Below are 21,326 nucleotides of genomic sequence, written 5' to 3'. Positions count from 1 at the left end.
ACTAATCCTCCCGTTCGGTCTGCGGCAGGTCTTTGACCGAGATGTCGCGTCCGCCTTTCTCGCGCTCGGCGCGCTGCAACGGGTTGCGGCTCCATTCCGTCCAGGCGCGGCGGTGCTCCACGATGTCGATGGCGGCGTAGATCGCCGACCTCATCGACTGCGCATCGGCCTTGTCCTGCCCCGCGATGTCGTAGGCCGTGCCGTGGTCGGGCGACGTGCGTACCTTGGCGAGCCCCGCCGTGAAGTTCACGCCGTCGGGCGAGAGCGTCTTGAACGGCGCCAGCCCCTGGTCGTGGTACATGGCCAGGATGCCGTCGTACTTGGCGTATCCGCCCCCGGCGAACAGCCCGTCGGCCGCAAAGGGGCCGAATGCCAGCACGCCCTGCCTGAATGCCTCGACGATGGCCGGGCGGATGATCTCCTGTTCCTCGTTTCCGAGCAGCCCGCCGTCCCCGGCGTGGGGGTTGAGCGCCATCACGGCGATGCGCGGCTCGACGATGCCGAAATCCTCGATGAGCGAGCGGCGCAGCGTATGGAGGTCGTGCACGATCTTCTCCCTGGAAATGCTGCGGCTGATCTCCGACACGGGGATGTGCTTGGTGACCAGTCCTACGCGCAGCACGTCGCTGCATAGGATCATCATCGGCTCCCCGCCCAGTTCCGCCCCGAAGAATTCGGTGTGGCCCGTGTAGCTGAAATCGTCGCCCTGCACGCTCTCCTTGTTGAAGGGCGCCGTGACGATGGCGTCGAGCGTCCCCTCTTTCAAATCCTGCGTCGCCGTGCGCAGCGCTTCGACCGCAGCGCGTCCGGCCTGGGGCGAAGCCTTGCCCGGCTCCGGCTGCCCGGCCTCCCCGCATACGACCAGGTTGGCCTTGCCGCGGCGGGTGTCGCGTGCCGCGGGCACGGTGTTGAACGCCACCGGTTCGGTGTCGCCCAGCGTATTTCGGTAATAGGCCGCCGCCGCGGGCGAACCGTAGACGACGGGCGTGAAGAGCTCCGTCATGCGCGGGTCGGAAAGGGCCTTGAGGATCACCTCCCAGCCGATGCCGTTCGGATCTCCCTGCGTGATGCCTATTTTGAGTTTGCATTCAGACATAGATACATATATTTCAACTTACAAAGATACATATTATTCAGAATTGGCAATGCGCCGGATCGAATTTAAATGAAATTTTGCATTCCTGCGGCCCGGAATGTTTTGCGGATGGGCTTATTTTTCCTACCTTTGTCTTATGCAGCCTGTTAGGGTTGCCGACATATTCGGATAAAGGCGCATCGGCTTTTTTCTTACCATCGGAAATTGGACACTTTCGTGTAGCGTAAGGAACAAAGGTTGATGCTCTCGCTGTTTTTCGGCGTGGGCATTGGCCGCATTCTACGTTACAGGTCGTCCAATACCTCGATGGTGGATTCGGTATCTTTGCCCGCGCTTTTTTCCGAGCAACAGCTCTGAAAGATGGAACCTTGCGCAAAAAAAATTACACGGAAAAACAACCCGATCCTGGTCGCCGCGGTTTTCCGGCTGATGTTCGAGACCCTTTGGATTCCGCCCTACGACCGCCGCAGATGCAATGCCCTGGTCGCGGATTTCGACCTCTGCGCCCGTTCCGCGGTGACACGGCTGGCTGCTACCGACCTTGCTGCCGCCTCGGGGATCGAGCTGGACGAAATGCGCTATGCCGTGGAGTGCCTCCTGCGGAGCATCGAACGGCTCGATGCGGCGCGCCTTCTGCCGCCCGAGCGGTGTGCCGAAGCCCTGGAATCGGTGCGCCGCATTGTTGCCGGGCTGCGTGAACGGTGTGCCGACCCGGTGTGAGATGTCGAATGCGTGGTATGGTTTCCGGTGTCCTGCTTTGCCCTCCCGTAACCGGGACGGGCGGCTCTTGTTAACCCGATAATAATTGAAATGCAATGATGAAAAAAGGTTTGTTCATGCTTTTGTCGGGCCTGCTTGCATTTTCCGCCGCCAAAGCGCAGGAACCCCCGAAAGGGCCGGAGGCCCCGGTTGCGGGGCAGCAGTTGGTGCGGCTGTCGAAAATCACGGTCGATCCGGCGCGCCTGGCCGGCTACAACGCTTTTTTACAGGAGGAGATCGAGGCTTCGCTGCGTCTCGAACCCGGCGTGTTGGCGCTCTATGCTGTCGCGGCGAAGGAGGCGCCCGGACAGGTGACGATTCTGGAGATTTATGCCGACCGTGCGGCCTATGAAAGCCATATCACGACGCCCCATTTCCGGAAATACAAGGAGGGCACCCTCGATATGGTGCTCTCCCTCGAACTCGTCGATGTCGTCCCGCTTATGCCCGGTTTGGAGTTGCGGCAGACGGTCGGTACCCGGTAAATAGCGGTGCCGCCTGTCTGTCCGCGGCCCCACCCGTCGATTTCAGGTTTTTCCCGTCGTCTGCGTTATGACGGGAATTGCCCTTGTCTGTTTGCGGCTCCTTCCTTCTGTTTTTTGCTCCTTTACGCCTGTCCCGTGCCCGTCGTGCTTGCCTGCCGCCGGAATTCGGCGCAGACGATCCCCGTCGCCATCGCCACGTTGAGCGATTCCGAACCCCGCCGGCCGGCCGGGTAAGGCGGGATGAACAATTTGCGGGTGACGGTCGCGGCCGCGGCGTCCGAAATGCCGCGCCCCTCGTTGCCCATGACGACGATCCCTGCCTCCGGGAGCGACGCCCCGTAGATGTTCTCCCCCTCCAGGAAAGTCCCGCACACCGGCAGCCCGGCGTCCGCGGCTTGGCGCAGGAACCCTCCCAGGTCGGTGTAGTGCACCCTCACGCGGAGTATGGCGCCCATCGTGGCCTGCACGACCTTGGGGTTGAAACAGTCGGCCGAGGCCTCCGAGCAGACGATGTCCGTGATGCCGAACCAGTCGGCCAGCCGGACGATCGTGCCCAGATTGCCCGGGTTCTGCACGTCGTCGAGCGCCAGCGTCAGCCGTCCCGCGAGAGCCCGCATATCCAGTCCGTAATGCGGTATTTCGACCAGCGCCAGCGAGTTGGAGGCTGTTTTCAGCAGCGACAGCCGCTCCATCTCCTTCGTGCCGACGACCTCGACTTCCGGCCCTGAAAACAGCCCTTCCAGGGCGAATATCTTGCGTACCCCGAGGTGCGACGTACGCAGCTCGCCGATGAGTTTCTCCCCTTCGGCGACGAACAGTCCGTGCTCCGTGCGCCCGCGTTTGTCGGCCAGCGCGCGGACGAGTTGTATGTCGGCTTTTGTCATCGTTGTTTTTCTAAGGTGAACGTCATCCCTTCGGTGGCGGGGTAGGTTTCGGGGAAGATCGCACGGGCCTCTTCGACCAGCATGTTTTCATCCTTGTAGCGCGACGAGTAATGCCCGATCACCAGCCGTTTCGCCCCGGCTTTCAGGGCAGCCTTGGCCGCGTCGGTCGTCGTCGAGTGCCCGCGCTCCCGCGCCGCCTTCTGCTCCGCTGCGGCGTAGGTCGCCTCGTGGTACATCAGGTCGGCGCCTGCTGCCAGTGCTGCGGCCTTGGCCGAAAAGTTGGTGTCCGACAAGTAAGCGTACGACCGAGGGGCGTAGGGACGGTAGGTCAGTTCCCCGTTGGGGATCACCTCCCCCGTGGAGAGCGTGACGTCCTCGCCCCGCTTTGCGGCGGTGATCTGTGCGACCGAAAGCCCGTATTTCGTAATCTTGAACTTGTCGACGTTCAGCGCCGGCTCCTTTTCGCGGAAAAGGAACCCCGCCGTCGGCACGCGGTGGCGCAGCGGTATGCTCCACACCTCCAGCGTACGGTTTTCCATCAGCAGCGCATGCTTGGTCGTGTCGACCTCCGTCCATACGACCGGGTAGGGCAGTTCGCTGTCGAAATATTTGAGGTGGCAGGCCAGAATCTCGCCCATCGGTGCCGGGGCGAATACCCGCAGCGGGGTCTTGCGGCCGTAGAGCGCCAGCGTCGAGATCAGCGGGAACAGCCCGAATACATGGTCGCCGTGCAGGTGCGAGATGAACACGGCACGTAGCCTGAGCGGGTTGATGCCGTAACGGATCAACTGTTGCTGTACCCCTTCGCCCGCATCGACCAGGTAGTACTGCTCGTGCACGTTGACCACCTGCGCCGACGGATGCCGGCTCAGGGTGGGCTTCGCGGAGGAAGACCCCAGTATGGTGACGCTGAAACTCATGCGTTTTTAGTTGGCCCGGCTTAACAGGAAACGCTCGCAGTCGATGGCCGCGATGCAGCCCGAAGCGGCCGCCGTGACGGCCTGCCGGTAGTGCGGGTCGCGGACGTCGCCCGCGGCGAAGACGCCTTCGATGTTGGTTATCGACGTGCCCGGTTCGACCTTGATGTAGCCTTCGGCGTCGAGCTGCAACTGGTCGCGGAACAACTCCGTGTTGGGATGGTGTCCGATGGCCAGGAAGAAGCCCGAGATGTCGATCTTCACCTCCTTGCCGTCGTTGCAGCGCAGCAGTGCGCCCGTCACGCCCGACTCGTCGCCCAGTACCTCGGCGGTGTTGTGGTTGAATATCACCTCGATGTTGGGGGTGCTGAACACGCGCTGCTGCATCGCCTTCGAGGCGCGCAGGTGGGGTTTGCGCACGATCATGTAGACCTTGCGGCAGATCGAGGCGAGGTAGGTGGCCTCCTCGCAGGCGGTGTCGCCGCCGCCGACCACGGCCACGTCCTTTTTACGGTAGAAGAAGCCGTCGCAGGTGGCGCAGGCACTCACGCCCATGCCGCGGAATTTCGTCTCCGAGGGGAGCCCCAGGTATCTGGCCGAGGCGCCCGTGGCAATGATCAGGCTTTCGGCCCTGATCTCCTTCTCGCCGTCGATCACCACGTGGAACGGCCGCGACGCGAGGTCTACGCGGGTGGCTGTGCCCGTGCGGATCTCGGTGCCGAAGCGCTCGGCCTGACGCCGCATGTCGGCCATCATCTGCTGGCCGCTGACCCCGTCGGGGTAGCCCGGGAAATTCTCCACGTCGGTCGTCGTCGTGAGCTGCCCGCCCGGTTCGATGCCCTCGTAGAGCACGGGCTGGAGGTTTGCACGCGACGTATAGATGGCGGCCGTGTATCCTGCGGGGCCGCTGCCGATAATCAGGCATTTGATCGTTTCTTCCATGACTTGTAATTTTTTGTATTTGTTATCGTGATTATATGCTCCGAAGTCCCGCCGGTCGCCTTTTCCGGTTGTGCCGGGCAGCGCCCCTCCGGGCCGGGTTTGCCAATGCAGCCGGAAGGCGCCGATAACGGCGAAATATCTAATATTGCCGTTGTCACCTGCAAATTTCAGGCCCGCAGGGCTCCGGGACTTCCGTCCGGAACTCCGTGAGGCGGCGTCCCAGGTAGTCGAACAGCGCCCAGTGCCCGTTGTTGCGCACATGCACCACGCTGGCGGCGGGGTCGTAGTCGACGATTTCGTATTCGGGAGGTATGACGTAACAGCCCCGGCGGTCGATCAGCCCCATCCCCGTCTGCGTCTGTACCTCGGCGCGGCCTTCGCGGAAATCGCCCGCCCAGACGAACTGCGCCGGGATCACCGGGTTGTTGTCCGTATCCACGAACCCGAACCCGTTGTCGTCCTCCACGCACACCAGCCCTTCGAATACGTGGCTCGTCCACCGGTGTCCGGTCAGACTGCGCAGCGGGTTGTAGGGCACCGTGACGTCGTTGGCCGTCTGGCGGGGCACGGGTGCCTCGGCGATCCTGTGCCGGAGGACGTCGAATGCCTCCCTGTCAGCCGTGCCGGGCTCCGCTGCTCCGATTCGGGCATCGTAATAGCGTATCGGGACGAACCGTCCCCGGTGCCAGCGGAGGTTCGCTTCCTTGAGGTTGTTGTGCGTGAATTCCAGCTCCCCGAGCGCCGCCTGCAAGGCGTCGAGCGCCGCGAGCAGCGTCGTTTTGTCCTCGGCAAGCAGCGCTTCGGCGAACTCCCTTCCGGCGGGCAGGTGCTGCAATACCAGATCCGTGTGCCGTTCCGTGCCCGCCGCGTCGTGCCAGCGCATTTCGCCCGGCAGTATGCGGCATTCGGCCAGGTAGCCGGTGTTGAGTTTGCGCAGCGCCGAGACCGTGCGTTCGATCCGGGGCATGGCCGACGGGTTGAGGGGCATGGCGACGAGCCACCGCTCGCCCCGCCATTCGACTTCAGCCTCGGCGAAACGCGTCGTGCGCACCAGGCGCGGCATGCCGTTGGGTTCCGTAACGGGGCGGGCGTCGGCAAGCATCGCCAGCGACAGGTCGGGCGTCAGCAGTGCCCGGGAGAAATGTTGCAGGGTCACTATCATCTCTATTCGGTTTTGACGCTGATGGAACCTATGTTGAGCATGGCGACCAGCTGGGCCGCCGAGGCGTTGTAGCTCATGCCGCGGAAGGGCGGGATCGCACCCGGGCCCTTGGCTTCGCGGATGGCCTCGTTGAAGACCGCGGGCATTTCGCTCGAACAGTCGTAGAGCAGCGAGGCATACCGGTTCGTATACCGGGCTTCGTGCGCCTCGGGGAAGAATACCGGCCGTTCGGTATCCCCGGCAGCGATATGGATGTTGATCAGCAGGACGTTGCCGTCGACGGTGCCCAGCGCCTTGATCTGGTCGCAGACCGCACGTAGCTCCTCGTTGTCGCAGTCCGTGGCCTCGCCGTCGGTGATATTGAAGACCACGGGAGGGAAACTTTCGGCGTTGGCCGTGCGGGAAGTCCAGCTGGCGGCTATGTCCCTCACGCGGCGCAGTGCCTCGCACATCGGCGTCTGCCCGGCCGACAGGGGCTTGATCCACGCCGGTGCGGGAATCTCCCGTAGGGCGATGCTGCCGTCGGGAAGCCGGTGTTCGATCACCTCCGTGTGCACCGGCATCTCCTGTGCCGCCAGGGCGCTGACAGGCACCAGATCCTCGCCTCCGGGCAGCAGCGAGCGTACCTCGTCGTCGCCCGAATAGCCGACCACGGCGATGTCGTAATAGTCGCGTACGCCGTCGCTGCGGCGTGCCCGTTCGACGAGCTCGAACAGCAGGTCGTTGGTGATGGTTGCAACCGCTTCGGCCTTGGTCATGCAGCGTCCCCGGAAGAGGATGCTTTCGGCCATCGACCCCGAGCCGTCTATGGCCAGGATGAATGCCGTGCGGTGGTTGCGTGTGATGCTCTGTGTATACATGTTGCGTCTATTTAAGTCCCCGGACGGAGTAGTAGTCGTCGCGTACTTCCCCTTCGTCGTCGCTGTCGAGGCCGTAGCTGACCGCCATGTCGAGCGAGCAGTCGCGGTCGCGGTCGGCGTCGGTCGTACGGCGCATCGTCGCGCGGGCGTTGCGCCCCGCCGCGATGGCCTCTTCTATCTCCGCCACGGTCGGGATGTGTCCCAGCAGCGATGCGTAGACCCCTTCGGCCCAGCTGTGGGCGTAGTCGTCGTAGTGGACGGAAAAGACCCTGAACCGGTTGTCCACCTCTTCGGGCGAGGTCAGTTCGCCGTGGTCTATGGCATCGAGGATGGCCTCGACTTCGCGTTTGGTGATATACTGCCCGGCGATGTCGAGCCAGCGGCCGCTGCCGTCGTAGCGTTCCGCCGATTCTCCCCGGTCGAGCATCGCGCCCAGCGCCGCCACGATGAAGCGGTTGTAGAGTCCGATGCCCCGTTTGAGGGCCGCCGCGCGGATGATCGCCTTCTGGTGGACGTACGTCGGGGCGTCGGGGTCTTCCTCTGCGATCGCGTGGAGCGTATCCACGGCCCTGAGCATTCCCGAGGTGATATAAGGGTTGTATTCTTCGAAGTTGATGACGTCGCGCCGTATGGTGCGGCGGTCGCGTGCCGGCCATTTCTCGATGTCGCGCACGGCTCCGTAGCTGGTGAGGTTCGCCCCGGGCATGAGCACCGAACGCCCCTCCTTTTCGATCAGGTATGAGTAGGGGAAGGCCGACGTGTCGTGGTGGAACGAGTGGTGCCCCATGATCATCGTGAAAGCCCCTTCCAGCGCAGGGGACATGATGTAGGCGCCGCTGGCGAACTTGCAGCCCCTGAGGTGCACCGCCTGGTGCACGGCGCCGCTCTTGAACAGGTGGTTGCTCTGGTTCGAGCCGCTGCCCGCGTTGAAAAACGAGAACATGCCCGCGATGAGCAGCGACGACTTGTGGTGCGAGACGGTGTAGGGCCCCGCGAAGATCGAGGCGGCCTCGCCGTTCTCGCAGTGCGAATTGGCGAAGAACAGCGATTCGGCCGCCGTGAAGGCCTTGTCCAGCCGGCAGCTTTCGCCCACGAAACAGCGTTCGACGATCGAGCCGTTGTCGATCCGGGCGTTTTCCGCGGCGATGAAGTCGTAGGTCTTGACATCCACGCCGATGTGCGCGCCGTCGCAGACCGTGCCGTTTTCGAGCAGGGAGGCGCCGTCGACGGTGACGTTGTCGCCGATGCGGACTTCGCGGATGAACCTGGCGCCGATGATGCGGCTGTCCTTGCCGACGCTCCCCGTCTGCGAGGCGCGGGTTTCGGCATAGTCGTCGACCATCTTTTCCAGGGCCGCCATGGTCTGCGGGCGGTGCCGGTAGACGGCCATCAGATAGGCTGCCTGTGCCGAAAGGCGGTCGTAAATCTTCACCGTGCGCCCGCCGCATTCGTTCATCGTCGCCACGCCCACGCCGTTCCCGAACGTGCTCCTGCGGCGGCATTCGAGTGCCGTGACCCCTTCGACGAGCGCCCCTTCGCCGAGGTGGTAGTTGCACACCCGTGAGCGGATGATGCGTGCTCCGGAGCCGATCACGACCTTGCCTTCCAGGTGGCTTTGCAGCAACTGGAAGGGGGTGAAATCGTCGGTGACCGACACTTGCGACCACGCTTCGGCCGAGGAGCCGAGCGACTCGACCGCGGCGATTTCCGCCGGTGTCATATTTCTGAATTGGGGCATCACAATCGTATTTAGCAGATGCAAATATAACGAATTGCGGCTAAATTTCAAACTCGCGCCCTGCGCGGTCGATTTCCAGCCGCCTGCCGTCACGGATGACCTCCGCACGGCCGTTGCGGAAGGGTTTTACGGCTTCGTACCCCGCACATCGTATCCGGGTGCGCCCTTCGATGTCGATGTAGTGCCAAGCCTGGCCCACCCTGACGGCGGCAAGCCCTTCGGTAAAGTCGAATCCGCAGTCGTAGAGCGGCGGTATGACGATCCGCTCCGGTGTCCTGTAACCCCACAGGCCGTTCCCGACGAACAGCTCCGGCGAAACTGCGCCGCCGTCGTTCCGTACGTCTCCGTCTTTGCCCGCAAACAACTCTCCGCCGCTTGTGTCCCCGTCTGTGTGCTTGTCCCTGCCGTACCCTGTATTCCCGGTTATACCTCTTGTGCCTCCGCCTGTGTGCTTGTCCGCGCCGCACCCTGTATTTCCGGCTGGATACCTCTCTGCGCCGCCGTCCGTGTCCCCGCTTTTGTCCCCGCCCGTATTCCCGGTTGTCTCTTCGCCTTCTCTCCCGCCGCACGGGGGCCCGCCAGTGCGTGCGGCCCATGCCAGCAACTCCGGCAGCCCGAACAAACGGGGCGTGGGTGCATACAGCAACCGTGCGATGCGGTACTGCACGGCCAGCCCTTCGCGTTCGAAAAGCGCGATGGCCTCGCGGAGCGCCTCGTCGGTGCGGATCTGCTGCGGGGAGAAGAGCAGCCCGTCGGCATCGGGGTAGCGTACGTACAAGGTGGGGTCGAGCGCCAGCGCATGAAGGGCCGTCGAGATCAGCGCCGCGGGGTAGTCGTCGAGCGAGGCATTGAAGTCGCGGATCGTCCGTGCCGGGTGTTGGAAGGCCGCGGTACCCAGTTCGGGGCTCGCCTCCCCGGCGAATGCGGGCAGGTACATGGCATCGAGGTCGATCAGGTGCAGCCGCCCCGAGGAATCCACGACGATATTTTCGGGTTTGAGGTCTCCGTGTGCCCAGTCGTCCGACGTAAGCCTTGCGGCCAGGCGGTCGAACGCCGCGGCCAGTTGCCCCAACCGTGTTGCGTCTTCTGCCGCGGCCGCCTCTGCGACGGCTTCGTGGAGCGTCGCGCCTTCGATCCAGTCGCCCAGTACGACGTCGACCCAAACCCCGCTCCGGGGCGAGTCGTAGAGGTACAGCTCCTGCGGCAGCAGCCGTTCGCCGTAAATCTCCGCCAGGTGGCGCGGCGGATGCATGTAGCACCGCAGCGAGCGGATATGCCCTTCGTGGCGGACACGGAAGACGATGGCGCTGTTGCCTACGGTGTAGCACATGCGGCCCCGGCTGTCACGGCATACCTCCATGCCGCCCAGGGTTTTCGTCAATCCGTGGGTGTCGGCCAGTGTCGTGAGGTATTGTCGCAGCGTGAACACGGTTTATTGGTTGTCTTGTTGCCGGGGTTGGAACCGAAGATTCCGGTTTGCAGGGTGGGGCGGCGAAAGCGGAGCCGCCTCCCGGCCTGGGCGAAGGTTCCCTGCTGCCTGCGGCGCCTGTGGAATCCGCGTCTTTCACCTCCAGTCCCGGCAGGTCGTGAAAAGTACCGCTGTCGGCCACCGTGGCAAGTTGGGCCAGGGCCGCATAATACAGTAATACGGTATCCGGGTTTAAAAAAGCGGGGCTTTCCAGTCCCGCTTCGTGTTCGTTAATGGCAGTCGCAGTGGCCGTCCCCATGGTCGCACCCGCCGCCGCAGTCATCCCCGCAGTCGCCGCATGAACAGCCGCCCTGCAAGTCTTCGGGCGTTACGTCGCGCACTGATACGACCTCGACGTCGAAATTGAGCGTCTTGCCCGCCATCGGGTGGTTGAAGTCCATCTTCACGGTTTCGTCGCCGACCTCCTTGACGATACCCATCATGCGGTTGCCCTGGTTGTCGCTCATCGGCACCTGCGAACCCACGAAGAGGATGTCTTCGGCCAGTTTGCCGTCGACCATGAATATATTTTTCGGCAGGTCTACCACGGCATCGGCGATCAGCTCGCCGTAGCCGTCCTTGGGCTCGAGGGTGAACGAGACGGCCTCGCCGATCTCCTTGCCCAGGATTGCCTCCTCGAATTTGGGAAGCAGCATGCCTGTCCCGAAGATGAATTCGAGCGGCTGTCCCGGGCGCGACTGGTCTGCGATTTGTCCGTCGACAGTGAGCTTGTAGTCCACGCCGACCATTTTGTTCTGTTCTACTTTCATTGTAATCTGATTAGGATTTATTGCATGTAATTGATTGGCAAAGATAGAAATTAAGTTCCGGATTTGCAATTACTGCGGAATTTATCTGGTTTTATGGAAGCTTATCTCCCTATTATGCTAAAATCGTGCAAAAAAAAAATTATTTTCCGCTTCTGTTGCTTTCGGCCCGTTTCGTCGGGTCTGTCCGGGTGAAATGCCGGGGCCGGATACGTGCCGCGATGCTTACGGTGCCGGCGTGCGTGCCCGCGTTTTTGGTACGTAGTAGCCGGTTCGGGACAGCCTATTCGCAGTTGCGGCAGCAGAGGTTGCGGTCGCCGTAGCCGTTGTCGATCTTGGTTACGTAGGGGAAGAACTTGGCTTCGCGCACCCATGCGAGCGGGAATGCCGCCTCGGCGCGGGTGTAGGGATGCGTCCATTCGCCGGCGATCTCGACGGCGGTGTGCGGCGCGTTGGCGACCACGTTGTCGGCCTGCCCCGCGGCAGCTTCGCATTCGCGCTTGATGCTCACCAGCGCTTCGATGAAGCGATCCATCTCGGCCTTGGGTTCCGATTCGGTCGGCTCGACCATCAGCGTCTCATGCACGGGGAACGAGAGCGTCGGGGCGTGGAATCCGTAGTCCATCAGGCGGTGGGCGATGTCGCCGCAGTCGATGTTGTAGTCCTTCTTGAAAGAGGTCAGGTCGAGGATCATCTCGTGTCCCACGCGGCCGGTCTCGCCCGAATAATAGGTGCGGTATTCCGGTGCCAGCGCCGAGGACATGTAGTTGGCATTGACGATCGCCATTTCGGTGGCGCGGCGCAGCCCGTTTCCACCCAGCATCTTGATATAACCGTAGGTTATGGGCAGCAGCATGGCGGAGCCCCAGGGGGCCGACGCCACGGCCGTGATGCCCTCGTCGCCGCCCGTCGGCATAACCGGATGCGAGGGGAGGAATGCCCTGAGGTGCTCGGCGACGCAGATCGGGCCTACGCCCGGGCCGCCGCCGCCGTGGGGCATGGCGAAGGTCTTGTGCAGGTTGAGGTGGCAGACGTCGGCGCCGATGTAGCCGGGGTTGGTCAGCCCCACCTGCGCGTTCATGTTGGCGCCGTCCATGTAGACCTGCCCGCCTGCGTCGTGCACGGCGTCCACGATCTCGCGGATGCGGCTCTCGAACACGCCGTGCGTCGAGGGGTAGGTGACCATCAGCCCGCACAGCTCCGAACTGTATTCCCCGGCCTTGGCCTTGAGGTCTTCGACGTCGATGTTGCCCTTGTCGTCACAGGCTACCGTGACGATCTTCATGCCGGCCATGGCGGCCGACGCGGGGTTGGTGCCGTGGGCCGAGGCCGGGATCAGCACCACGTTGCGGTAGCCCTGTCCGCGGCTCTGGTGGTAGGCGCGGATCACCATCAGCCCGGCGTATTCGCCCGCAGCGCCCGAATTGGGTTGCAGGGAGCAGGCCGCGAAGCCCGTGATCGTCGCCAGGTCGTTTTCCAACTCCGTGATTAACTGCATGTAACCTTCGGCCTGGTCGGCCGGGGCGAAGGGGTGCATCATCTGGAAGCCCGCCAGCGAGAGCGGCTGCATGAGCGCCGCGGCGTTGAGCTTCATGGTGCACGAACCTAAAGAGATCATCGAATTGGCGAGCGAGATGTCCCTCAGTTCGAGCTTCTTGATGTAGCGCATCAGGTCGCTTTCCGAACGGTAGGTGTTGAAGACCGCCTCCGAGAGGTAGGCCGTGCGGCGGCGCAGGGCGGCCGGCACGCGGCTTTCGGTGACGGGCTTTACGGCCTTGGCTTTCCTGCCTTTGGCGGCGGCGAAGATGCGTATTACCTCGGCGACCTCTTCGGGGGTGGTCACCTCGTCGAACGACATGCGCACGGAGCCTTCGGTGGGGTAGTAGAAGTTGATGCCGCTTTCGAGTGCCAGCGACTGCACGACGGCGGCTTCGGCCGAGACTTCGAGCGTGTCGAAGAAGTCTGCGGCGGCGAGTTTGTAATCCATCGCCTGGAGTGCGTCGGCGACCGTTGCGGCGGCCAGGTGGGCCGTGTCGGCAGCGCGTTTCAGCCCCTCGGGGCCGTTGTAGACGCAGTAGAAGCCTGCCATCGAGGCCATCAGCGCCGAGGCGGTGCAAATGTTCGACGTGGCGCGTTCGCGCTTGATGTGCTGTTCGCGCATCTGGAGCGCCATGCGCAGCGCCTTGTTGCCGAGGCGGTCGACCGAGACGCCGATGATGCGGCCGGGCATGTTGCGCTTGTAGGCCTCGCGCGTGGCCATGTAGCCTGCGCCGGGGCCGCCGAAGCCCATCGGGGTGCCCAGGCGTTGCGTCGAGCCGACGGCGATGTCGGCACCCCACTCGCCGGGGGATTTGAGCAGCGCCAGCGAAAGCAGGTCGGCGGCAGCCGTGACCAGCACGCCCTTGGCATGTGCCGCGGCCGTGAAGTCCGTATAGTCGCGCACGGCGCCGTTGGCGGCCGGGTACTGGACGATGGCGCCGAACTCCTTGCCCGTGAAGCTGTATTCGTCGTATTCGTCGACGATCAGTTCGATGCCGAACGGTTCGCTGCGCGTGAGCAGCACGTCGAGCGTCTGCGGGAAGATGTTGCGGTCGACGAAGAGCTGGTTGCGACCTTCCCTGACCGCTTCGCGCGAGCGCAGCGCGAACATCATCAGCATGGCTTCGGCGGCGGCCGTGCCCTCGTCCAGGAGCGAGCAGTTGCCGATCTCCATGCCCGTGAGCGAGATCACGGCGGTCTGGAAGTTCAGCAGCGCCTCGAGGCGGCCCTGCGAGATCTCGGCCTGGTAGGGCGTGTAGGAGGTGTACCAGGCGGGGTTCTCGAAGACGTTGCGCACGATGGCGGCCGGGACGGCACAGGGGTAGTAGCCCATGCCGATGAACGATCTGAGGCAACGGTTGCGGTCGGCCAGCGAGCGGATGTGGGCGGCGAATTCGTATTCGCTCATCCCTTCGGCCGGCAGTGCGAGCGGCTTCTTGAGCCGGATGGACTGGGGAATGACCTGCGAGATCAGTTCGTCGACCGACTTTGCGCCGATCACTTCGAGCATGGCTTTGAGGTCTTTTTCGTTGCTGACGCCGATGTGGCGTTCGGAAAACTTGTCGAACATAGTTATCATCAATTGGTTATTGTCGTCGGATGCGCCGGGCGGCGCGTAATTCCCATGCAAAAATACTATTTTTACGAAGACCGCAAGCGCCTGCCGGGCTTATATTTTCCGCCGCATGCGGCCTGCGGCGCCGCACCCCGCCGGGCGGTGTCCCGGCATCGGCGGGGTGCGGGGCGGGGAGCCCGGCGGGGCTTTCCGGGGTCAGTACTTGAAACTGCTGCCGCCGATGAACTCCCGGATGATCGACGTGGGCGGGATCTCGTCGGGCGGGATGGGGGTGAAGTTTTTCAGGAACTTCAGCATGCGCCGCGCCTCGTCGTACTCGGGTACCGTGTCGGGAACCTCGCGGAGGATCTTTTCGGCATAGGGGCGCAACACCGAGATTTCGTAGAAAAGCGACGAGTTGAGCATGACGTCGGCGTTTTCCTGGTAGGGGAAGATGTGCTTCTCCTCGCCGCGGCGGACGGAGCCCCAGCGCGAAAGCGTCGCCACGGCATCTGCGCCGCGTTGCGTATAGTCGCGCGTGAGGCGGCGCAGCAGGCGGTTGTCGGTCGTGGCGATGCGCGAGAGGTTGTCCATCGCCACCGACGTGAAGCATGAGATGTAGATGCGGAATTTCTGCGCTTCGGGGACGCTCGGGGTGAGGCGCGGGTTGAGCCCGTGGATGCCCTCGACGATCAGGATCGAACGCTCGTCGAGCGTCAGCGGGTTGTTGTGCCACGTGCGGCGACCCGTGATGAAGTCGTAGCGCGGGATGTCGACGCTTTCGCCGCGCATCAGGCGGCAGAGGTGGTCGTTGAACAGGTCGAGGTCGATGGCTTCGAGCGCCTCGTAGTCGTAATCGCCGTCGGCGTCGCGCGGGGTCTTTTCGCGGTCGACGAAATAGTCGTCGAGCGAGATCAGCACCGGCTGCAGCCCCAGTACCCCGAGCTGGATGCCCAGCCGTTTGGCCGAGGTGGTCTTGCCGCTCGACGAGGGGCCCGAGATGAGCACCATGCGTACGCCGCGCGAGATGTTGGCGTCGTAGATCGTGTCGGCGACCCATGCGAACTTGCGTTCGTGGAACGCTTCGGCCAGTTTGATCATGCCGCCCGCGTCGCCCGCGAGCACCTTGGAGTTGACGGCGCCCACGGTGGGCACGCCCATGATCCGCACCCAGGACTGGTATTCCTGGAAGATGCCGAACATCTTTTCCTGTTCGACGTTGGTGTTGAGCCGGTCGGGCGCCGTGCGCAGCGGCAGGGCGAGGTAGAACCCGTTGTAGTAGGGTTCGATGCCGAACAGGTCGACGAACCCCGTCGAGGGCGCCAGCGCGCCGTAGAAATAACCGTCGGTGTCGCCGAGCGTATAGAGGTCGCTGTAAAGCCGCGGGCGGGTGTCCAGCAGGGCGATCTTGTCGGTGAGGCCCTGGGCCGCATAGCGGGCGCGGACTTCGCTCGTGAGGATCTTCATGCGGCTGATCGGCAGGTCTTGCGCCACCAGGTCGCGCATGCGCCCTTCGAGTGCCTCGGCCAGCCCGGGCGTGAATTCGTCGATGCCCTCGATCTCGCAGTAAAAGCCGTTCTGCCCCATCGAATGGCGGATGTGGAGCGTCTTGCCCGGAAAGAGGTCGCGGGCGGCTTTCTGCAGGATGAACCACGACGTGCGCTGGTAGACGCGGATGCCGGCGAAGGAGGTGATGTCCACGAAACGGACGGTCACCGGGGTATATATTTTGTAATACAGTTCCTTGATGCGGTTGTTGACCAGGGCGGCAAGGAACGGGTAGGGCCCCGGCGCGACCCGCTTTGCGACCTCGGAAAGCGGGGTGCCCATCGGCACCTCGACCGTGCCGCCGAGGTTTTCGCATATGATTTCGATGATATTTGTCATAAGATTTTCAGGCTTGAAAACATGTAAAGATATGAATAATTTATAACTTTGACAAACTAAAACCTGTGTTATGAAAGGAATACTGAGGATGGGGCTGGTCGCCGTTGCGGCGCTCGCCGCGGCCTGCGCCCCCCGCGAAAGGACGCTCGTATTGCTGTCGACGAACGACATGCACGCAAAGATACAGAACTTCCCGCGGCTGGCGTCGGCCGTCGAGGCGTGCCGCGATACGGCCCAACTGGTGGTGCTGGTCGATGCCGGCGACCGCTGGACGGGGAATGCCTATGTGGACATGGCGCCGACGCCCGGTATGCCGATGATCGCCCTGATGAACGAACTGGGGTTTGACGTGGCGACGCTGGGCAACCATGAATTCGACCACGGGCAGGCGTTCCTGGGGCGGATGATCGACAGCATGGACTTCGAGGTGGTCTGCGCCAACGTGGTGAGCGACACCTGCACCTTCCCGCAGTTGCCGCCCTATACGGTCATCGACCGGGACGGGATCCGGATCGGGTTCGTCGGCGTGGTGACCAACTACGAGGGGCCGGGGCATCCGGCGGGCAATGAATCGAGTTTCGCGGGGCTGGAGTTTCCCGACCCGCAGGCGATGGCCCTGAAATATGCCGCGGAGCTGCGGCCCGAGTGCGACGTGCTGGTACTCGTGTCGCACATGGGCGACGACCGCGATGCGGAACTGCTCGCCAAGGGGCAGTCGCAGTACGACGTGGTGATCGGCGGGCATACGCACGAAGAGGTCGATACGCTCATCGGCGGCACGCTGCTGACGCAGACGGGCAAAGACCTGCGGAACATCGGCGTGACGACCGTACGGATGAAGGGGCATAAGGTGTCTGGGGTTGATTACCGGATCGTCCCGCTGGCCGATTACGAACCCGATATCCTCTACCAGAAGCAGGTCGAGGCTTACTATGCCGACCCGGAGCTGAACAAACCCGTCGGGCGTTTTGGCAATGCCGCCGACAAGTGGGGACTTGCCAACTGGATGGCCGCGGCGGTCGCCGACGAGGCCGATGCCGACGTCGGTTTCTACCACATCGGCGGCGTGCGCCTCGATTCGATCCCCGCGGGCGGGGTGAGCGCGGCGAAGGTATACGGACTGGAGCCGTTCGGGACGCTGGTGGCCCGGATGGAGATGACGCCCGCCCAGATGCGCCGCATGATCGTGTCGAAGTACAACGACCCGGTGAACGCCAAGGAGGCGCACCGCATCGACCTGATTTCGACCACGCCCTATATGATCGTCACCGATGCGGCGGACAACGCCCTCGACGTGCAGTTCCCGAAGCTGCGCGAGGGGCGGAAGTACAAGGTCGCCGTGAGCGACTATATCTACCGGAATTACAAGGATATGGAATATACCGGCGGGGAAATCACCGACGAGAAGGTGGCCGACATCCTGCTCGAAGAGCTCAGGGACGACAGCCCGCTGAAGATCGACAACACCCCGCGGCAGCGGGTGGTGCGCAAATAGGCGCCGCGGACGACGCCCGGAGGCTTCCGCGGGACGCAAATAACCGCCTGATTTTTTGCAGATTCGCAAAAAACCGTTACCTTTGTAGCCCTCACGTATGCGCATAAGGCGCGTAGGCGGGAGCTACGAGTTTAATTATTAATCATTTAACGAGCGATTGTATCGCAAAAAGAATTTCCATCATGGAAGAAACGAAAAATGTAGTCACGAACGAGAATTTCGACTGGAACGCGTATGAAAACGACCTGGGAGTCTATGACCATCCCAAGGAGGAGATCGCAGAGGCTTACGACAAGACGCTTTCGAACGTCAACGTCGGCGAGGTCGTGGAAGGTACCGTTACGGGCATTACCAAGCGCGAGGTTCTCGTGAACATCGGCTACAAGAGCGAGGGTGTCATTCCCGTTTCCGAGTTCCGCTACAACCCCGACCTGAAGGTCGGCGATAAGATCGAGGTCTATGTCGAGTCGGCCGAGGACAAGGGCGGACAGCTGGTTCTTTCGCACAAGAAGGCACGTCAGCTCAAATCGTGGGATCGTGTGAACGAGGCCCTCGAAAAGGACGAAATCATCAAGGGTTACATCAAGTGCCGCACCAAGGGCGGTATGATCGTCGACGTATTCGGCATCGAGGCGTTCCTGCCCGGTTCGCAGATCGACGTGAAGCCCATCCGCGACTACGATGTATACGTGGACAAGACCATGGAGTTCAAGGTGGTGAAAATCAACCAGGAGTTCCGCAACGTGGTCGTTTCGCACAAGGCGCTCATCGAGGCCGAACTCGAAGCGCAGAAGCAGGTTATCATGTCGAAACTCGAGAAGGGCCAGATCCTCGAGGGTACCGTCAAGAACATCACCTCGTACGGCGTATTCGTCGACCTGGGCGGTGTGGACGGCCTGATCCATATCACCGACCTCTCGTGGGGCCGCGTGAACCACCCCGAAGAGATCGTGGCGCTCGACCAGAAGATCCAGGTCGTCATCCTCGATTTCGACGATGCCAAGAAGCGTATCGCACTGGGCCTGAAGCAGCTCACCCCGCATCCGTGGGAGGCGCTCGACCAGAACCTCAAGGTCGGCGACAAGGTCAAGGGCCGCGTGGTCGTGATGGCCGACTACGGTGCATTCGTGGAGATCGCCCCCGGTGTTGAGGGACTGATCCACGTGTCGGAGATGTCGTGGAGCCAGCACCTGCGTTCGGCGCAGGAGTTCATGAAGGTCGGCGACGAAGTCGAGGCTGTCATCCTGACGCTCGACCGCGAGGAGCGCAAGATGTCGCTGGGCATCAAGCAGCTTACGCCCGATCCCTGGGAAAATATCGAAACCAAGTATCCCGTCGGCACGAAGTGCACGGCCAAGGTGCGCAACTTTACCAACTTCGGTATCTTCGTCGAGATCGAGGAGGGTATCGACGGCCTGATCCACATTTCCGACCTGAGCTGGACGAAGAAGGTAAAGCACCCCGGCGAATTCACGTCGGTGGGCGCTGATATCGACGTCGTGGTGCTCGAGATCGACAAGGAGAACCGCCGTCTGTCGCTGGGCCACAAGCAGCTCGAGGAGAACCCCTGGAACGAGTTCGAGAACCAGTTCTCGGTAGACAGCATCCACGAGGGTACGATCACCGAGATGACCGACAAGGGCGCAGTCGTCGCACTGGGCGAGAACGTGGAGGGCTTCTGCCCCGCACGCCAGCTCACCAAAGAGGACGGCACGACGCCGAAGGTGGGCGACAAGCTCGACTTCAAGGTGCTCGAGTTCTCGAAGGCTACCAAGCGTATCACCCTTTCGCACCTGCGTACGTACGAGGAGGCCAAGCGTGCCGAAGTGGCAGCCGAGAAGGCTGAGAAGCGTGCCGCCGCCGATGCTACGAAGTCGACCGTGAAGAAGATCAACGCTTCGGTCGAGAAGACGACGCTGGGCGACATCGCAGGTCTGGCCGCGCTGAAGAGCGCCATGGAGGCTGCCGAGGCGAAGAACGCCAAGAAGGCTGCCAAGGAAGAGAAGGCCGAGGAGTAATCCCCGTACGGAGGGACGGTGCAGCCGTCCGCCGATATATCGAAAGAACCGCAGGCGTAACGCCTGCGGTTCTTTTTTTGTGGGCGCGTTTGTGGGCGCAGGGGAAGGAGGGGCAGTTGGTCGCGGTTGGGAAAAGGATTGCGGGGCGGGGTGCGGGTAGACCTGGGCGAAGGATAGGCCGGGAGCGGTGAAGGACTGCGGCGGGTTGAGGCGGAGGACAGGGCTTTTCGCCCCACTCCGGGAAAGTTTGCCGCCGATTTCTTGGACGCGTGGCGATAACTCCGTATATTTCGGGTCGGATCGTAAAATATAATCAGGAACTAAATATAATCAAGAACGGATACCGCGCCTTATGAAAAAGCTGATATTATCCCTGTTTTCGCTGTTTTCGGTGTTTGCGGGTGTCCCGCACTGCCTGGGAAATCCTGCCCCCGAGGAGGTTCGGGCGTCGCAGCCCAACCGGGAGAGGCGGCACGGGGCTTACTCGAAGGATAACTGGACGGTGTATTACGAGGGCAGGAAGGTGAAGGGCGCTTCGGCATCGTCGTTCACGGATCTCGGCGGCGGGTACGGTAAGGACGACTGGACGGTGTTCTACCGCGGCCGGAAGGTGGAAGGGGCGTCGGCCTCGTCGTTCGAGAGCCTCGGGAACGGGATGGGGAAAGACAACTGGCATACCGACCACTACGGGGAGCGGTATGACGGGAGCGCGTTGTCGGGCGAAAGGCTGGGCGGCGGTTACTCGAAGGACAGCTGGACGGTGTATTACCGCGGCCGGAAGGTGGACGGGGCGTCGGCGATGACCTTCGAGAGCCTCGGGAACGGATACGGAAAGGATGCCTGGAAGGTATTTTACAGGGGCGGTGAGGTGAAGGGCGCCTCGGCACAGACGTTCGAAGAACTCGGGGAAGGATACGGGAAAGACGCATGGAAAGTCTATTACCGGGGGAAAGAGCTGCCGGGAGCGTCGCCCGGTTCGTTCGAGGTGCCGCGCGACGGGTGGTGAGAAATGGCCGCCACCGCTATAACGGCAGTGCCCTTCCGAACGGAAAGGCACTGTTTTTGTTTCCCGCAGGGTAAACTCCGAGACGGAATGAGCAGATTCAAGCCCCACATTGCCCTGCTGATATGCAATATCGTATGGGCCATGGACTACCCGTTTTACAACATCGTATTGCCGCACTATGTCCACCCGATGGCCATGGTGGCGGGGTCGCTGGTCGTCACGGCGCTTTTTTCGCTCGTGCCGCTGCTGTGGCAGAAGGCCGAACGGGTCGCGCGCGCCGACATCCGCAAGCTGATCGGCGCCGCGCTGCTGATCGGCGTGCTGCGCAAGGTATTCATCATGTACGGACTTTCGATGACTTCGCCCATCGACGGATCGATCATCGACACCATCGTCCCGCTGCTGGTGCTGCTGCTCTCCGTATTGCTGGGCATGGATCGCTTCACGGAGCTCAAGGTCGCGGGGCTGCTGCTCGGCATGGCGGGCGCCGTGGCGGTGGTGCTGACGGGCGCCTCGTCGTCGCACCAGCATTCGCATGTCTGGGGCAACGTGATGATCATGCTGTGCGCCTGCGCCACGGCGCTGTACATGGTCTGGTTCAAAGCCCTGGTTGCCAGGTACCGCATCACCACCGTGCTGCGCTGGGTATATTGCGTGGCGGCCGTCGTTGCGCTGCCCTTCGGGCTAAAGGAGATCATCCACACCGACTATGCCGCCATAGCCGGCCATGCGCTTTTCCCGACGCTCT

The 21,326-nt window shown here is 62.6% G+C and carries 17 protein-coding genes; 6 read left to right on the top strand and 11 right to left on the bottom strand.

The features are described 5' to 3' along the window. Position 1: 1 nt before the first annotated feature. Positions 2 to 1,096 (bottom strand): 4-hydroxythreonine-4-phosphate dehydrogenase PdxA, encoded by a 1,095-nt coding sequence (gene pdxA, locus QVP03_RS12945; RefSeq protein ID WP_022333811.1) that lies wholly within the window; start codon positions 1,094 to 1,096, stop codon positions 2 to 4. 360 nt (positions 1,097 to 1,456) lie between these two features. On the opposite strand from pdxA, the gene QVP03_RS12940 reads away from it, so the two are divergent. Together QVP03_RS12940 and QVP03_RS12935 are read left to right on the top strand one after the other, a co-directional pair. Next, entirely contained in the window at positions 1,457 to 1,816 is a 360-nt protein-coding gene (locus tag QVP03_RS12940) for a hypothetical protein (RefSeq protein ID WP_022333809.1), read from the top strand. A gap of 95 nt (positions 1,817 to 1,911) precedes the next feature. Further along, positions 1,912 to 2,340, top strand: a complete 429-nt coding sequence (locus QVP03_RS12935) for a putative quinol monooxygenase (RefSeq protein WP_141405195.1) — start codon at positions 1,912 to 1,914, stop codon at positions 2,338 to 2,340. Positions 2,341 to 2,462: 122 nt separating this feature from the next. Here the strand turns inward: QVP03_RS12935 and QVP03_RS12930 are convergent, their stop codons facing one another. The 10 genes from QVP03_RS12930 to QVP03_RS12885 form a co-directional block, all read right to left on the bottom strand. Next, positions 2,463 to 3,224 (bottom strand): RNA methyltransferase, encoded by a 762-nt coding sequence (locus QVP03_RS12930; protein ID WP_022333807.1) that lies wholly within the window; start codon positions 3,222 to 3,224, stop codon positions 2,463 to 2,465. After that, complete coding sequence (locus tag QVP03_RS12925; protein ID WP_022333806.1) at positions 3,221 to 4,144, bottom strand: ribonuclease Z; 924 nt, start codon at positions 4,142 to 4,144, stop codon at positions 3,221 to 3,223. The genes QVP03_RS12930 and QVP03_RS12925 overlap by 4 nt, the downstream gene beginning before the upstream one ends. Before the next feature lie 6 nt (positions 4,145 to 4,150). Then, positions 4,151 to 5,083, bottom strand: a complete 933-nt coding sequence (gene trxB / locus QVP03_RS12920; RefSeq protein ID WP_022333805.1) for a thioredoxin-disulfide reductase — start codon at positions 5,081 to 5,083, stop codon at positions 4,151 to 4,153. 154 nt (positions 5,084 to 5,237) lie between these two features. Then, positions 5,238 to 6,245, bottom strand: a complete 1,008-nt coding sequence (locus QVP03_RS12915) for a WG repeat-containing protein (protein ID WP_022333804.1) — start codon at positions 6,243 to 6,245, stop codon at positions 5,238 to 5,240. Positions 6,246 to 6,247: 2 nt separating this feature from the next. Then, on the bottom strand, positions 6,248 to 7,105 hold the full coding sequence (locus QVP03_RS12910) for a vWA domain-containing protein (protein ID WP_022333803.1): 858 nt from the start codon (positions 7,103 to 7,105) through the stop codon (positions 6,248 to 6,250). Between the two features lie 7 nt (positions 7,106 to 7,112). Beyond that, complete coding sequence (locus QVP03_RS12905) at positions 7,113 to 8,843, bottom strand: DUF4954 family protein (protein ID WP_022333802.1); 1,731 nt, start codon at positions 8,841 to 8,843, stop codon at positions 7,113 to 7,115. Positions 8,844 to 8,883: 40 nt separating this feature from the next. Beyond that, positions 8,884 to 10,272, bottom strand: a complete 1,389-nt coding sequence (locus QVP03_RS12900; RefSeq protein ID WP_022333801.1) for a WG repeat-containing protein — start codon at positions 10,270 to 10,272, stop codon at positions 8,884 to 8,886. Positions 10,273 to 10,541: 269 nt separating this feature from the next. Further along, positions 10,542 to 11,081 carry an FKBP-type peptidyl-prolyl cis-trans isomerase gene (locus QVP03_RS12895; protein WP_055202593.1) on the bottom strand — a complete coding sequence of 180 codons (540 nt, stop codon included), beginning with the start codon at positions 11,079 to 11,081 and terminating at the stop codon, positions 10,542 to 10,544. A gap of 280 nt (positions 11,082 to 11,361) precedes the next feature. Next, positions 11,362 to 14,187 carry an aminomethyl-transferring glycine dehydrogenase gene (gene gcvP, locus QVP03_RS12890; protein WP_087403120.1) on the bottom strand — a complete coding sequence of 942 codons (2,826 nt, stop codon included), beginning with the start codon at positions 14,185 to 14,187 and terminating at the stop codon, positions 11,362 to 11,364. 201 nt (positions 14,188 to 14,388) lie between these two features. After that, complete coding sequence (locus QVP03_RS12885; protein WP_022333798.1) at positions 14,389 to 16,059, bottom strand: nucleoside kinase; 1,671 nt, start codon at positions 16,057 to 16,059, stop codon at positions 14,389 to 14,391. Positions 16,060 to 16,129: 70 nt separating this feature from the next. Here QVP03_RS12885 and QVP03_RS12880 point away from each other — a divergent pair, with 70 nt between their 5' ends. From QVP03_RS12880 to QVP03_RS12865, 4 genes are all read left to right on the top strand, one after another. Continuing rightward, positions 16,130 to 17,554, top strand: coding sequence for a bifunctional metallophosphatase/5'-nucleotidase (locus QVP03_RS12880; RefSeq protein WP_022333797.1), 1,425 nt, complete (start codon positions 16,130 to 16,132; stop codon positions 17,552 to 17,554). Between the two features lie 182 nt (positions 17,555 to 17,736). Further along, positions 17,737 to 19,572, top strand: a complete 1,836-nt coding sequence (gene rpsA, locus QVP03_RS12875) for a 30S ribosomal protein S1 (RefSeq protein ID WP_018696096.1) — start codon at positions 17,737 to 17,739, stop codon at positions 19,570 to 19,572. Positions 19,573 to 19,924: 352 nt separating this feature from the next. Beyond that, a complete protein-coding gene (locus QVP03_RS12870; protein WP_022333796.1) occupies positions 19,925 to 20,578 on the top strand; it encodes a DKNYY domain-containing protein in 654 nt (217 codons plus the stop codon). A gap of 87 nt (positions 20,579 to 20,665) precedes the next feature. Beyond that, positions 20,666 to 21,326: EamA family transporter (locus QVP03_RS12865; RefSeq protein ID WP_288210825.1), on the top strand; the 661-nt coding region annotated here is incomplete at its 3' end.

Source organism: Alistipes sp. CAG:29 (assembly GCF_000435435.1).
Taxonomy (GTDB): Bacteria; Bacteroidota; Bacteroidia; order Bacteroidales; family Rikenellaceae; genus Alistipes; species Alistipes onderdonkii.
The sequence above is the reverse complement of the archived record's forward strand: the minus strand, read 5'-3'. Positions and strand labels throughout refer to the sequence as shown.